General features: G+C 50.1%; 14 protein-coding genes. All 14 read left to right on the forward strand.

From position 1 onward, the window contains the following. The first annotated feature begins 10 nt into the window (after window positions 1-10). Window positions 11-1,309, forward strand: a complete 1,299-nt coding sequence (locus tag H8K43_RS11730) for a nucleotide sugar dehydrogenase (protein WP_186904048.1) — start codon at window positions 11-13, stop codon at window positions 1,307-1,309. A 1-nt stretch (window position 1,310) separates the two neighbouring features. After that, a complete protein-coding gene (locus H8K43_RS11735) occupies window positions 1,311-2,360 on the forward strand; it encodes a nucleotidyltransferase family protein (protein ID WP_186903990.1) in 1,050 nt (349 codons plus the stop codon). Beyond that, window positions 2,357-3,049 carry an acylneuraminate cytidylyltransferase family protein gene (locus H8K43_RS11740; RefSeq protein ID WP_186903991.1) on the forward strand — a complete coding sequence of 231 codons (693 nt, stop codon included), beginning with the start codon at window positions 2,357-2,359 and terminating at the stop codon, window positions 3,047-3,049. The genes H8K43_RS11735 and H8K43_RS11740 overlap by 4 nt, the downstream gene beginning before the upstream one ends. Window positions 3,050-3,066: 17 nt before the next feature. After that, window positions 3,067-4,380: an N-acetyl sugar amidotransferase gene (locus tag H8K43_RS11745; protein ID WP_186903992.1), complete on the forward strand. Its 1,314-nt coding sequence runs from the start codon at window positions 3,067-3,069 to the stop codon at window positions 4,378-4,380. Continuing rightward, window positions 4,377-5,138 (forward strand): imidazole glycerol phosphate synthase subunit HisF, encoded by a 762-nt coding sequence (hisF, locus tag H8K43_RS11750; protein WP_186903993.1) that lies wholly within the window; start codon window positions 4,377-4,379, stop codon window positions 5,136-5,138. Before H8K43_RS11745 ends, hisF begins: the two co-directional genes overlap by 4 nt. After that, complete coding sequence (hisH, locus tag H8K43_RS11755; protein ID WP_186903994.1) at window positions 5,135-5,776, forward strand: imidazole glycerol phosphate synthase subunit HisH; 642 nt, start codon at window positions 5,135-5,137, stop codon at window positions 5,774-5,776. Before hisF ends, hisH (H8K43_RS11755) begins: the two co-directional genes overlap by 4 nt. Before the next feature lie 13 nt (window positions 5,777-5,789). Continuing rightward, window positions 5,790-7,070, forward strand: a complete 1,281-nt coding sequence (locus tag H8K43_RS11760; RefSeq protein WP_268971001.1) for a lipopolysaccharide biosynthesis protein — start codon at window positions 5,790-5,792, stop codon at window positions 7,068-7,070. After that, window positions 7,067-7,567, forward strand: a complete 501-nt coding sequence (locus H8K43_RS19190; protein WP_186903996.1) for an acyltransferase — start codon at window positions 7,067-7,069, stop codon at window positions 7,565-7,567. Before H8K43_RS11760 ends, H8K43_RS19190 begins: the two co-directional genes overlap by 4 nt. Further along, window positions 7,564-9,021: a hypothetical protein gene (locus H8K43_RS11770; RefSeq protein WP_186903997.1), complete on the forward strand. Its 1,458-nt coding sequence runs from the start codon at window positions 7,564-7,566 to the stop codon at window positions 9,019-9,021. The genes H8K43_RS19190 and H8K43_RS11770 overlap by 4 nt, the downstream gene beginning before the upstream one ends. Then, window positions 9,021-10,106 (forward strand): hypothetical protein, encoded by a 1,086-nt coding sequence (locus tag H8K43_RS11775; RefSeq protein ID WP_186903998.1) that lies wholly within the window; start codon window positions 9,021-9,023, stop codon window positions 10,104-10,106. Before H8K43_RS11770 ends, H8K43_RS11775 begins: the two co-directional genes overlap by 1 nt. A 70-nt stretch (window positions 10,107-10,176) precedes the next feature. Then, entirely contained in the window at window positions 10,177-10,821 is a 645-nt protein-coding gene (locus tag H8K43_RS11780) for an acyltransferase (protein ID WP_186903999.1), read from the forward strand. A 10-nt stretch (window positions 10,822-10,831) separates the two neighbouring features. Further along, a complete protein-coding gene (locus tag H8K43_RS11785; RefSeq protein ID WP_222611018.1) occupies window positions 10,832-12,037 on the forward strand; it encodes a glycosyltransferase family 4 protein in 1,206 nt (401 codons plus the stop codon). Window positions 12,038-12,063: 26 nt separating this feature from the next. Continuing rightward, on the forward strand, window positions 12,064-13,224 hold the full coding sequence (locus H8K43_RS11790; RefSeq protein WP_186904001.1) for an N-acetyl sugar amidotransferase: 1,161 nt from the start codon (window positions 12,064-12,066) through the stop codon (window positions 13,222-13,224). Then, window positions 13,221-13,838: an imidazole glycerol phosphate synthase subunit HisH gene (gene hisH / locus H8K43_RS11795; RefSeq protein ID WP_186904002.1), complete on the forward strand. Its 618-nt coding sequence runs from the start codon at window positions 13,221-13,223 to the stop codon at window positions 13,836-13,838. The genes H8K43_RS11790 and hisH (H8K43_RS11795) overlap by 4 nt, the downstream gene beginning before the upstream one ends. Window position 13,839 lies beyond the last annotated feature (1 nt).

The raw sequence follows: 13,839 nt of genomic DNA on the forward strand, positions 1-13,839 counted from the left end.
GAAAGTTTTGATGGAATTAGAGAATAAAAAAATTGCTGTGGTCGGTCTTGGTTATGTTGGTCTGCCACTGGCTGTTGAATTCGGAAAAATAAAGCCAGTTTTAGGCTTCGATATCAATGATGCCCGTATTGCGGAATTACGTTCTGGCAAAGATAGTACGCTGGAAGTGACCCCGCAAGAGCTGCTGTCTGCAAATCGTTTGGAGTTTAGCAGCGACCGTAGCAAGCTTGCTGATTGTGGCGTTTTTATTGTTACCGTGCCGACTCCGATTGATACTGCCAATCGCCCTGATTTGACGCCGATTATCAAGGCTAGCGAAACAGTCGGCAAAGCAATGAAGGCGGGCGCTATCGTCATTTACGAATCGACAGTTTACCCTGGTTGTACCGAGGAGGTCTGCGTGCCCATCCTGGAAAAAGAATCAGGCCTGAAATTCAACGAAGGCTTCTTCTGCGGTTATAGCCCCGAGCGTATCAACCCGGGCGATAAGGTTAACACTCTGACTACTATCAGGAAGGTCACTAGCGGCAGTACGCCCGAAGTGGCTGAGGCTGTCGACGCGCTGTATCGGGACATCATCAAGGCGGGCACATGGAAGGCCAGCAGTCTGAAGGTGGCTGAAGCTGCAAAAGTGATTGAGAATAGCCAGCGCGACTTGAACATCGCTTTTGTTAATGAGTTGTCCGTTATCTTCGACCGCTTAGGCATCGACACCACGGAGGTACTCGAGGCAGCTGGTACAAAATGGAATTTCTTGCCATTCCGTCCGGGGATGGTAGGTGGACACTGCATTGGGGTAGATCCTTATTACCTGACACACAAGGCAGAGCAGGCAGGTTATCTTCCTCAGGTCATTCTGGCAGGACGACGTATTAATGACAATATGGCACGCTATGCAGCTCGAAATATCATCAGGTTGATGTTGAAGAATGGTATCGACGTTGCTAACAGCACTGTCGGCGTGATGGGCATTACTTTTAAGGAAAACTGTCCGGATATACGTAACAGCAAGATCGCTGACTTAGTCAAAGAACTCTCTCATTGGGGCGTAAAGGTCGTGGTGACAGACCCTTGGGCCAATGCCGATGAGGTGGAGCATGAATATGGCATCAAGCTTGGCACGATTGACGATCAAGACAAGGTGGATTCGTTAATTGTAGCAGTGGGGCATGAAGAATTTAAGGCCATGCAGCCTGAGGTATTGCGTTCGTTTTGCAAATCAGAAAAGCAACCGATCTTAGGTGACCTCAAGAGTCTGTTTGATCGTGAAGCATGCGCCAAGGCTGGCTTTAAAGTCTTCCGTTTTTAACATGAAGAATTGGCAAAATACACTTATAGCACCGTCACTCTCATTGCGGGAAGCGCTGCAGACAATTAACGACGTCGGCTGCCAAATGGCACTGGTAGTGGATGGCGAGCGTCGCTTGTTGGGCACGCTGAGTGACGGCGATGCCCGCCGCGCTTTGTTACGTGGGGTAACGCTCGACACGCCAGTATCGGAAGCTATGCACGTGACGCCGACGGTGGTACGCAACCACGAAGATCGGGAGACGCGTTTAGGTCTGATGAAGCTTCATGGCTTTCACCAGTTGCCTATCGTTGATAGCGATGGGCACATCGTCGGGCTGGAGACGGTTGATGACTACCTGAATGTGCCTACCCGTGAAGAGTCTGTGGTCATCATGGCTGGCGGCTTGGGTAGCCGGCTGAAGGAATTGACGCGGGAAACACCCAAGCCAATGCTGAACGTTGGCTCTCGCCCGATTCTGGAGACTATCGTCCGTTCATTCTCCGAACAAGGTTTCCGCCGCTTTTACCTTGCAGTGAACTATAAAGCAGAACAAATCGAAGCGCACTTCGGTGACGGTTCCAGATTCGGAATCGAAGTGCATTATCTGCGTGAGCAACAGCGTATGGGCACAGCTGGTGCATTGAGTTTGCTTCCGGCAGAGATCGATCATCCAATTGTGGTGACCAATGCAGATTTGTTAACTAAAGCGAACTATGCTGCGATGATTGAGGATCATCTGGCAACCCGTGCTGATGCAACGATGGGTGTACGTAAATACGAGATGCAGGTGCCCTTTGGTGTAGTTCAGGAAAAAGAGGGGCGTATTTCCAGTGTTATTGAGAAACCCGTTCACCAGTTTATGGTGAGTGCTGGCATGTACGTGTTGTCGCCATCAGCGCTAAAGTTGGTTCCACGGGATCAGTTTTTCGATATGCCGACACTCTTCGATGCGATTACGGAGAAGGGCCTTTATGCCCGCTCCCATCATGTGGATGGCTACTGGCTCGATATTGGTCAACCGTCGGATTTTGAACGAGCAAATCATGACTTCCACGAGGTGTTCAGATGATTGGTACGCGCAAAGTACTTGCGTTAATCCCTGCACGCGGTGGATCAAAAGGCATACCAGGGAAGAATATCGTAGACTTAGCGGGAAAGCCGTTAATCTCCTGGACTATAGAGGCTGCTAAAGCGTGCCCTCGCATTGACACTATTGTACTATCTAGTGACGATCCGACCATTGCAGAAGTGGCTGCGCGTTTCGGATGTACCGTTCCATTTACAAGACCACAGGAGCTAGCAACAGATGAGTCGTCAAGCATGGATGTTGTGTATCATGCTTTGGAGCAGTTGCCAGATTTTGATGTTGTTGTACTGCTTCAGCCGACATCACCATTGCGGACTGCTGCTGACATTGAAGCATGTCTGAATCTTATGCAAAGTGCACCAGCAGTTGTAAGTGTTCGGCCCTCAGAAGACCATCCATACTTGACTTTCGAGATTAACGATGAAGGTACCCTTGCTCCATATGCAAAACCATCGGCTGATCAGTCTCTGAGACGTCAGGATCTTCCCGGTGCTTGGTGCTTGAATGGCGCGATTTATGCCGCAGACACCAAGTGGCTTAGGGAACAACGAAGCTTCATTTCTCCAGGAACTGTCGCTTACCAGATGCCATCTGAGCGTTCTATTGATATTGATACTCCGGCAGATCTTCGCCTCGCCGGTCAGTTGTTGCAACTTTTACACAAAAACTGAATTTTTAAGGAAAGCAAATGAAAATTGGCCCGCACCCTAGTACCGACCTTAGTCGTTTTACCAAGTCAGAAAATGAGCTTGATGTTCTGTACGGACTACCTCGCGAAGTTGCATTTTGTAAAATGTGCAACATGTCAAATCAGCAGCCAATGTCGAGCAATGAATATGCGCATGGTAAGAGTTCGACGAAAACTACCCTAAGTTTTGATGAGGAAGGTGTCTGTCACGCCTGCCGTTTCAATATACTTAAAGAAGATGGCGAGATCGATTGGGATGAGCGTGAGAGAGAACTTATCGAACTGTGCAATAAGTATCGCAAGAGCGATGGTAGCTACGACTGTATCGTCGGTGGCAGTGGTGGTAAAGACAGTGCGATGCAGTCTCACTTACTGAAGTATAAGTACGGCATGAACCCGCTGACGGTGACATGGTCTCCACACTTGTACACCGACATCGGCTGGAAGAACTTCCAACAGTGGCTGCACGTCGGCGGTTTCGATAACTACCTGTTCACTCCAAATGGCAAGATCCACCGGTTGCTTACCCGTAACGCCACGATCAACCTGCTGCATCCGTTCCAACCTTTTATCTTGGGTCAGAAGACATTCGTAGCGAAAATGGCTGCGCAGTTCAACATTCCACTGATTTTCTACGGTGAGATGCCTGGTGAATACGGTGAGAAAATATCTCACAAGACTTCCAGTTATGCTAAGGGCACCGAGGCTGCGGAAAGCGAAGGTTTCTCTTTGGATTACCTGCACGGCAAGGATATTCGCGATGTTTTGCTTGGAGGCAAAGCAATTGGTGAATACCTCGATGAGGGTGTGGCGATGGCTGATCTAAAGAGTTACTTGCCAATGGATCCAGACGTTTTGCACCGTAAGGGCATAGACTTTAAATACTTGGGATATTACAAGAAATGGGTGCCGCAAGAGGCTTATTACTACGCTGTAGAAAATACCGGTTTTGAGGCCAATCCTTTGCGCACTGAAGGCACTTATTCTAAGTACAACAGTCTTGACGATAAAGTGGATGGTTTCTTCTACTTCACCCGTTGGATCAAGTTTGGTGTCGGCCGTGCGATGATGGATTCGGCACAGGAGATCCGCAACCATCACATCGACAAAGAAGAGGCCATGGCCCTGATGCGCCGTTACGAAGGTGAATACCCTGCTCGGTACGAAAAGGAATTTCTTGACTACATCAGCATGTCGCGAGATGAATTTTTGGCGCTGTGCGATCGTTTCCGTTCCCCGCATCTTTGGATGGTAAAAGATGGTGAGTGGTGCCTGCGCCGTACGCCATGGGACGATATGGGGTCCGCTGTATGATGCCCACGCGGCTAATTCCACGCCTCGATGTAAAGGGGAAAAACCTCATCAAAGGTATTCACCTTGAAGGGCTTCGTGTGATTGGTGATCCACAGGCTTTTGCACGCAAGTACTACGAAGATGGGGCAGATGAACTGTTATACGTAGACGTCGTCGCCAGCCTTTACGGACGCAACAGCCTGCATGACATCGTACGCCGTACTGCACAGGATGTTTTTGTGCCACTCACGGTTACGGGAGGCTTGCGCTCCGTGGATGATGTGCGCGAAATGCTGCGCGCTGGAGCCGATAAGGTCGGCATCAACACTGCAGCCACCAAGCGTCCCGAACTTATCCGTGAAGTGGCGCGAAAGTTCGGCTCACAGTGTATGGTGCTGTCGATCGAAGCCAAGCGTACATCCGCAGGTAAGTGGGAGGCATTCACTGACAACGGTCGCGAACCCACGGGGCTCGACGTTGTCGAGTGGGCGCAGCGTGGTGTAGAACTCGGTGCTGGCGAAATTCTCCTGACTTCAGTGGACCACGAAGGTACCCGCGAAGGTTTTGATACTGACCTGATTGCTGCAGTGGCGTCTGTTGTTCCCGTGCCGGTAATTGCCAGTGGTGGTATGGGGCAGCCTCATGACATAGCAAATGCTGTTCGTGATGGCCACGCTAGTGCCATTGCAATGGCCGATATCTTGCATTATGGCCGCGCTACGCTGGCTGACATCCGAGCAGCCGCTCGTGATGCAAATTTAGACGTAAGAAATCCATGAGCAATACTGTTACCCTAATTGATTACGGCCTAGGCAATTTGCTGAGCGTAGCTCGTGCCTTTGAGCATTGTGGAGCCAAGGTCGTGTTGTCGCACGACCCCTCTGAAATAGAACGTGCCGAGCGCCTGGTGCTTCCTGGTGTTGGTGCATTTGCCGATGGCATGCATGAACTACGCGAACGTGGACTTGTGGATCCTATCCGGCGTTACGCTGAGTCTGACCGGCCACTGCTGGGCATCTGTTTAGGAATGCAGATGCTGGTCACAACCAGCGAGGAGTTCGGCGAGCATAAGGGGCTTGATCTGATTCCTGGCCGTGCGCGGGCGATTCCGCAAATGGCTACCAACGGAGTAGCGCTTAAGATTCCCCATATCGGTTGGAGCGCGTTGCATCGCCCGGAACACGCTGACTGGCAAGGCAGCCTGCTTGTCGACACAGCGCCAGGAAGCTCGGTCTACTTGGTTCACTCGTTTGCTGTCGAAACCGATGACCAGAGCCATCTGCTTTCATATTGTAATTATGGTGGGCACAGTATAGCCGCTACAATCCAGCGTGGCGCAGTGGTTGGTTGCCAGTTTCATCCTGAAAAGAGTGGCCCTGAGGGTCTGCGAATGCTCGCAGCCTTCATGCGCAGCTGAAGGGCACTTTTCGATGTTGTTGCAGTTACTCCGTTCTGGAGCGGTATATGGCCTCGCTAACGTAATGGCTGCAGGTGTGCCATTCATGTTGCTCCCGGTGCTCACGCGCGCACTTTCACCGACCGAGTATGGTGAGGTTGTGTCGTTCTTTATGGTGGTTTCGGTTGCTACTGCGATGGCTGGTCTGAGTCTCCATGGCGCCGTTGGCGTGCGTTGGCTTGATTCCAGCAAAGGCGACCCCCATGGTTACACACGGACCGCCATGATGCTCGTGATTTTCACGACGTTACTTGCGACCGGCCTCGCCGCATTGCTCGGGCCGGTAGTAGGCATCAATCTGAGCGCTGCAACATGTGGAATGGCTGCTGTCTTGGCAGGCTGCATGGCATTGCAGGGAATGCGCTTCGCTGTATGGCAAAGCTGCAATCAAGCTTTCCCTGCTGCCGCGCTGCAGGTAGTTTCAGCATTACTGGGTGTGGCATTCTCCCTGGCAGCTGTGCTGCTGTTCGGTTGGGGTAGCATTGGCCGGATCGGAGGCGCCATAGTTGCAGGACTTGCTATCGCATGTTTCAGCGTCCTGTCGCTGTCCCGCCTTGTCGGAAGCAGTAAGCCAAGTTTCGCATCGGCAGCGGCCCTGTTGCGATTCGGTGTGCCGCTTATACCACATGCTATGGCAGGAGCCTTGCTGGGTAGCCTCGACCGCTTTGCGGTATCGGCGCAACTGGGCACCGAAACGCTCGGAGTGTATGGCGCAGCCTCGCAACTTGGGCTAGTAATCAACGTACTCGCTGACGCAGTAACCAAGGCGTTTACCCCTCAGATGTATCGCATGCTGGCTCGTAACACTGCGCGGGATCGTCTGAGAGTAGTGGCCTTGAGCTATTTGAGTGTACCCGCTTGGTTGCTGATGGCACTCGCGCTCTGGGCCATGTTGTTGGTCGGCGGCGGGGTTTTGTTGGGTGCGAAGTATTTGGCTGCGATTGACCTTACGATCTGGTTCTTACTTGGTGGAGCGCTAACTGGCGCATATTTGAATGTGGCTGGCCTCTTTTTCTTTACCAGTAAAACGGAATGGATCAGTGTGGCGACACTAACTGCATGTGGAATCACGGCGGTTTTGGCGCCTTGCGCTGTTGCGAACTATGGAGTGCTGGGCGCTGCATTGTCTTATTGCGCAAGTCAGGCCACGCTGCTATTAGCAGTTTGGCTATTGTCAGTGCGCGTTAAGCCCATGCCTTGGCAACGTCCGGTTCTTGCACTGCGTGTCTTGGCCCGCTCTTGGAGAGCACGATGATGTGGCGATTACTATCCAATTTACTTTTGCGTCTACGAATGTTCTTCTGGGGCATCGTATATCGAGGCTATCGGCAGCAGTACTGCATTGCGCCGAGCTTCCGGTTCAATGGTGCAGGAATCCAATTCTATGGTTCTGGTCGCATAGAACTGGGAGAGGGAAGTTATGTTGGCGAGCTTTGCAGCTTGCAGGCGACTTCTGGCGAGACCATTCGCATCGGCGCGAAATGCAGTATCTCGCATAATGTCCGGGTCTACACTTCCACAGTACAAGCGGATGCTGATTTCAGGAAAGGCCCTGGCCCAAGTTTGGCCGGTTCAGTATTGATAGGCGATGGCGTTTGGATTGGTGCCAACACCTACATTGGTCCAGGAGTGACAGTTGGTGATAATGCAGTGATCGGTGCTAACTCTGTAGTAACGAGATCAATACCTTCATCAGAAATTTGGGGTGGCGTTCCTGCGCACTTCATTCGCGTTAAGCGAGGAAACGCATGACTACGCACTCTGTACGGAGCCTCGCCCTGAGCGACCTTTTGGTTATTGAGGACGACTCGGCATTATTGGAGTTTTGTTGTAGTGCAACTGGTTTGCCACTTTGGCCGCAAATTCGAGTAATGGTGTTTCGCATGATGATGTCTGACTTACTCTACGGCGTACGTCTAACTGGCACTTCGAACGCTCCGAAGTCGATGACACGCTCTGCGAGCACTATGCTGCGTTCGCTTCTCAACAATTCACGACAGTTGGCCAGCAAAGGCGGGCGCGCTAACATCTGTATCACGGCCGAAGGCGTTGCCGATCAGATGGTGGGGGGGAGGTGGTTCAATCGCCTGACTGACCATTTTGTAGCGGCTAGACCGGCAGATACGCTGGTGCTGGCTGATCATTTCGAATGGCGTTGGCCATTTCCACGGCATCACGGTCGCATGATCATGCATGCGCCATGGCAGGCTATGAACGCTGTTCGAGGAAAAATGGGTGTCCAAGCCGTTCATTACAAGCAAGCGAAAGATCTGGTACAACTTATCAGTGATCGTGCACAAATACATATGGGTTGGGAGCTGGATGCAGAGCGCCGAAAGGCATTGACCAGTACGCTCGCACGTAAGGCTGCATCTATGCCGTGGCAGTATGGTGCCTATACTAGGTTGTTGGAACGCGTTCGTCCGAAACTGCTGATGGTGGGGGCAGGATGTTATGGTCCGGCCGCGAGTCTGATTGCAGCAGCTAAGTCTTTGGATATTTGTACCGCGGAGTACCAGCATGGGGCCGTTTCGTCAGGCCATGATGCATATAACTTCGCACCTGCTATTCAAAATAGTGCCATCTACAAACGTACTCTCCCCGATCATTTTTTGGGTTATGGAAAGTGGTGGAATGATCAAATCAATGCTCCTGTCCAAAAGTGGGCCGTCGGCAACCCACATCGAAGTGCACGAATTGATGGGCTTGGGGTTCAAAAAGAAGCTCAGACAGATTTGTTGATTTTGAGTGATGGAATTGAATTTAATTTATACCTAGATTTGGCACGCAGCTTGCGAAGCCATGCCGAGGCGATGAACCTGAAGGTTGTGCTCCGTCCGCACCCGCTTGAGAGAACTCGCGCATTGCAGATGAGTAAGACGGAGAGTGCTGGATTCCAGATTGATACAAATGCTGATATTTATCAGTCACTCAAGACTGCCCATACCGTGGTGAGCGAGGTATCTACCGGTCTGTTCGAAGCTGTTGGGATTGTGGAGAGAATATTGATCTGGGATACACCAAAATCCCGCTTCGGATACCCAAGCCATCCCTTTGAGACGTTTGATTCAGTTGATGCATTGTTGCAGAAGTTAACGTATCTGGACGTTGGCATCCGCGAAGAAAGATTTGATGTCGAACATATCTGGGTCGGAAATTGGAAGAAAAATTTTGATAATTTTCTTATCAGTCAAGGGCTTTCCTGATGGATAAATTGAATATTTTTTTTAAAATAAAAAAAAGCAATTTTTCATTGGCTGTGCTACTGCTTGCGTTTTGCATGCTAGGTTTGGTCTTTTTATATTTGGTTGGAAATGCTCAGCTGGAGGAGACGTTTCCGCCACTCCAGTTCTTTGCAGATTCAAACACTTATATTAAGACCTTCCGCGGCGAGGATGATAACGGGGCGATAATTAGGGTAGATGGAAACTATCTAGGGCCGCTGCTGGTATTAAATGTTTTTCAAGGGAATAACTATTTAATATTACTTTTCAATGTGTGCGTCTTTGCCGTGTCAGTTATCGAAATTGCGAGGAAGTTAAAGCTTAATTCATTACACCTCGGAATATTTTTACTGCTTAGTCCGCTCACAGTATCGAGTCTTCTTGCAGTAAACAAGGAAATTTTTCTGTTCCCGTTTTTGGCCTTGGCTTTGAACGCGTATTTGAGGAAATCCCTTTTTTTTGCCTTGATTGCATTTTGCTTTTGCTTGTTGGTGAGATGGCAACTTGGGATTTTTTACATGGTGTTGATGCTAATTATCAGGTGGCGTCACATGATTTCTAGCAGAGTAAAGTTGTTACTTGCGATGCTAGTAGTAATTTCGGTCGTGTATCTTGCAGTCCAGCCCATCATTGAGCCAATACTGTTATACGTGCAGTTATCGAATGAGAATTATGAGGACGGTGGTAGTGGGTTATTTGAGCGTGTTCTAGAAATACAGAATAGTGGTTTTTATTTTTTGATATTCCCGCTCAAAGCCTTTCACTTATTGTTTGGGATGGGGTTTAAGGTTGATAAAATATTAAATCCTGCGGAGCTGTATAACGATTTATTTGTAGCAGGGCATTGCGCTGTAACATTTATGATTTTTTTGATACTTTTTTTAAAAAGAAAAATATCCATCAACTCTGACTTGCTTTTTGTTGCCGTGATATTTCTGGTGTTTTTTTGCGTTACGCCGATTTTTGCGCCTAGGTATCTTTACTTTGTTTTCGTTCTTGGCGTGCTTGAATTACTAGGAGCTCCTGCCAATCTGGCGGAGTTGCAAACTCGGCGCCGATCTAGGTGATTTTCATATGGAACTAGCGGAAAACTCTCTAGCCTGACAAAATCTATTATCAATATAATCTGTCTCTATAATGTCTAAAATCTACATTCATCCTTCAGCTGTCGTAGATGCTGGTGCACGGCTTGGTGACTTTACGTCTGTTTGGCACTTTTCCCATGTGGAATCTCATGCAGTTGTTGGCGAAAACTGCAATCTCGGACAAAACGTCTATGTCGGTAACAATGCCGTAGTTGGTAACGGATGCAGACTGGGCAACTCTGTTTCAGTATTTTCCCATGTCGAATTGGGCGACTTCGTCTTCTGCGCGCCATTCATGGTGTTCACACACATTTCCTTTCCGCGTGCGGCGGTCAATCGGCGCGAAAGCTTTGTTAAAACGATTGTGAAGACAGGGGTGACGCTAGGTGCTAATTCCACAGTTGTACCTGGCGTGACGATTGGTATGGGGGCGTTCCTTGCTGCAGGCTCCACGCTCACGAAAGACTGCAAGGATTGGGCTATGATGCTCGGTTCCCCCGCGCGTCAAATTGGATGGGCAAGTGCTTACGGTGAGAAAATTCCATTGCCATTGACTGGCGAAGGCGAGTGGAAATGCCCACACACCGGTGATACTTATGTACTCGAAGACTCTACGCTGGTGCGTACCCCTGGTCACACGGATATTCTGCAATATCGTCCTGGTGTCAAACTTGAACGAATGAAGAGCGTGGACTGATATGAGGGTTTTGTATATCGACGGTGTTGGTCCCTTTGGCGGGGCCTCACGCAGCTTATTCGAGGCTGTGCGTGCATTGAGAAACGATGGGGTAAAGCCGTACTTCGTGGTAGCGAACGGAACGGCGCTCGATTTTTATGGTCAGGTAGCGGAGGAGCTGATCGCTACGCGTGGCTTGACTCGCTTCGACAATACGCATTACAGCCACTACCGCGGGGTGCGATGGCTGGTCTTACTAAGGGAGCTTTTTCACCTGCCATACACACTGTTCGCAATTCGAAAGGCGCATCGGAAATGGCAAGGGAAGATCGACCTCATCCACGTTAATGAGGTAACAGAAATTATTCCTGGTTTGTTTGCCAAGCGACTATTCAAGGTTCCCATGGTGGTTCATGTTCGTTCTCCGCAATGGGCAAATTTGCAGTCCTGGCGTTCACGTTGGATTTATGGAAAGCTTAAGAGTTCGGCCAGTGCTGTGATCGCGATCAATGAGACTACGCGAGCCACGATGCCCGCCGAATTGGAAGTAGATGTTATCCAAAACTCTTTTACACCGAAAAGAGCATCTAATCCAGATCCAGTCATGTTGGCCAAGCTGGAAAAGCTTCGACATGGCTCCCTGAAGGTCGGTTTCGTCGGCAATGTCCAGGTTTCGAAGGGAATACTTGAGCTCGTCGAGGCCGCGAAGTTACTGAAAGAGCAGGGCGCCGACGTTGAGTTTGTGATTGTCGGTGGTCACACGCGCGTTGACAAAGGTCTTAAAGGTTGGGTGCTTAGCAAAGCTGGCCTTGTACAGGATGTAGTGGAGGAGCTGGAACGACGCATCAAGCAATATGGGTTGGAGAACTCTTTCCACCTGCTTGGCGCGACAGGCGATATCCAATGCGTCTATGAACGCCTGGATGTCATTACATTTCCGTCCCACTTTGATGCACCTGGACGCCCGGTCTTCGAAGCCGCTTTCTCTGCAGTTCCTAGTATCGTTTGTGTTAGCAAGCCGTTGGCCGATACCTTGATCCATAACGAGACCGGCCTAGCCATTCCCGCCCGAGACCCTGTGGCGTTGTCTTTAGCAATCAAGCATTTCGAGACCGATCGGGAGGAAGTCAAGCGCATGGGAAGCCAAGCCCAAAAGCTTGCAATCGATAACTTTGAGCCAACGCGCAATGCTTCCCGCTTACATGATATTTATAAGCGCGTTTGCCGTTCCATTTAATAAAAAATTCATCGGGATTCTCTGATATGGGCTTAGCGAAAATAACTGACCGTCAATACCAAATATGCAGTCGCTGCATCATGGATACAACCGATCCTAATATCGGTTTTGACGATCAAGGATGTTGCGACTACTGTAATAACTATGATGGCATGATCAAGCCAAATTGGGATACAGGTGTAACTGGCGGACGTCAACTGGAACAAATGGCAGATGCGATCCGCCTGGCTGGCAAAGGCAAGGACTTCGACTGCATCATTGGCCTGAGTGGCGGACTTGATAGTTCTTACGTCGCCTATGTAGCCAAAGAAAAGATGGGCCTGCGCCCGTTGCTGTTCCATGTGGATGCAGGATGGAATACCGATCAGGCGGTAGGCAATATCGAGAAATTAGTCGATGGCCTGGGGCTGGATCTCTACACTGACGTGGTGAACTGGGAGTCTGTCAAGCGGATGCAGGTAGCCTTCATGCGCGCAGGCATTCCTGACCAGGATCTGGTACAGGATGCTGCTTTCTTCTCTGGCTTGTATAGGTTCGCACGCAAGTACAAGATCAAGCACATCATCACTGGCTCCAATTTCTCGACCGAATGCTGCCGTGAGCCAGAAGAATGGGGGGGCTACCTGGGGATTGACAAGACCTTGTTTGGCGATATCTGGAAGCAGGGGGGCGACGGCAAGCCGAATGATGAATTCCCTCTGGTGGACATCCTGGTCTACAAGCTGTGGTACCAGAAAGTATTAGGAATGAAAGTGTATCACCCGCTGAACCTGGTACCTTACGTTAAGAAGGATGCTGAGGATGAGCTGGAAAAACGTTTCGGTTGGCAGCGCTTCCAGCACAAGCATCATGAGTCGCGCTTCACTCGCTTTTACGAGGATTATTGGTTGCCACGGCGCTTTGGTTATGAAAAGCGGCGCGCTCATTTCTCCAGCCTGATCATGACGGGACAAATGACGCGTGACGAAGCAATGGATCGTATCTCCCGTCCGGAAATGGATGAGCATTTCCTGAAGCAAGAGTTCGAGTATGTGGCCCACAAGTTGGGTTTGACGGTGGATGAGTTGCAGCAGTTGTTTGAGATGCCTAAAAAGACTTTCCGCGATTACAAAAACAAGCGCGATTTGATTGGAATGGGTGCTAATTTCATGCGCAAGCTGGGATTGGAAAAGAGGTATTTCCGATGATTTGCATCGTTGATTACGGTGTGGGCAACATCCAGGCTTTTCTGAATCTGTTCAAGCGTCTTGGTGTTGATGCCCGGCGGGCTGACACTCCGGATGGTTTGTCTGATGCTGTACGACTGGTATTGCCTGGTGTCGGGCATTTTGACCATGCCATGGAGCGGCTCAATAATTCAGGCATGCGTCCCAAACTCGAAGAATTAGTCTTGGGGGCGCAAGTGCCGGTGGTGGGCATTTGTGTGGGTATGCAGATGTTGGCACAAGGCTCGGACGAAGGGGAGTTGCCTGGTTTGAACTGGGTGCCAGGGCGGGTGCGCGCTTTTGCAAACCAGCCCCAAAGTGCCAATTTGCCGATGCCGCACATGGGTTGGAACGAGCTGCAGCCGAGTGCACATAGCAAGCTGTTCTCAAAGGGGTTTGAAGAGAACCCACAATTCTATTTCCTGCACTCTTACTATTTTGACGCAGAAGACAAGCAGGACGTGGCGGCCACTGCGAGCTACGGTCTGGACTTTGATGCGGTTGTGTCACGCGGGCATATTCATGGTGTGCAGTGCCACCCTGAAAAAAGCCATCATTGGGGTGAACAACTCTTGAAAAATTTTGTGGAGTTATAAC

This window comes from Cognatundibacterium curvum (assembly GCF_014284235.1).
Taxonomy (GTDB): Bacteria; Pseudomonadota; Gammaproteobacteria; order Burkholderiales; family Burkholderiaceae_D; genus Undibacterium; species Undibacterium curvum.

Excerpts from the sequence above, each read along its gene's own strand:
- H8K43_RS11770 (WP_186903997.1), top strand. The coding sequence starts at position 7,564 with ATGACTACGCACTCTGTACGGAGCCTCGCCCTGAGCGACCTTTTGGTT.
- hisF (WP_186903993.1), top strand. The coding sequence starts at position 4,377 with ATGATGCCCACGCGGCTAATTCCACGCCTCGATGTAAAGGGGAAAAAC.
- H8K43_RS11775 (WP_186903998.1), top strand. The coding sequence starts at position 9,021 with ATGGATAAATTGAATATTTTTTTTAAAATAAAAAAAAGCAATTTTTCA.
- H8K43_RS11730 (WP_186904048.1), top strand. The coding sequence starts at position 11 with ATGGAATTAGAGAATAAAAAAATTGCTGTGGTCGGTCTTGGTTATGTT.
- H8K43_RS11740 (WP_186903991.1), top strand. The coding sequence starts at position 2,357 with ATGATTGGTACGCGCAAAGTACTTGCGTTAATCCCTGCACGCGGTGGA.
- H8K43_RS11735 (WP_186903990.1), top strand. The coding sequence starts at position 1,311 with ATGAAGAATTGGCAAAATACACTTATAGCACCGTCACTCTCATTGCGG.
- H8K43_RS11790 (WP_186904001.1), top strand. The coding sequence starts at position 12,064 with ATGGGCTTAGCGAAAATAACTGACCGTCAATACCAAATATGCAGTCGC.
- H8K43_RS11780 (WP_186903999.1), top strand. The coding sequence starts at position 10,177 with ATGTCTAAAATCTACATTCATCCTTCAGCTGTCGTAGATGCTGGTGCA.
- hisH (WP_186903994.1), top strand. The coding sequence starts at position 5,135 with ATGAGCAATACTGTTACCCTAATTGATTACGGCCTAGGCAATTTGCTG.
- hisH (WP_186904002.1), top strand. The coding sequence starts at position 13,221 with ATGATTTGCATCGTTGATTACGGTGTGGGCAACATCCAGGCTTTTCTG.
- H8K43_RS19190 (WP_186903996.1), top strand. The coding sequence starts at position 7,067 with ATGATGTGGCGATTACTATCCAATTTACTTTTGCGTCTACGAATGTTC.
- H8K43_RS11745 (WP_186903992.1), top strand. The coding sequence starts at position 3,067 with ATGAAAATTGGCCCGCACCCTAGTACCGACCTTAGTCGTTTTACCAAG.
- H8K43_RS11760 (WP_268971001.1), top strand. The coding sequence starts at position 5,790 with ATGTTGTTGCAGTTACTCCGTTCTGGAGCGGTATATGGCCTCGCTAAC.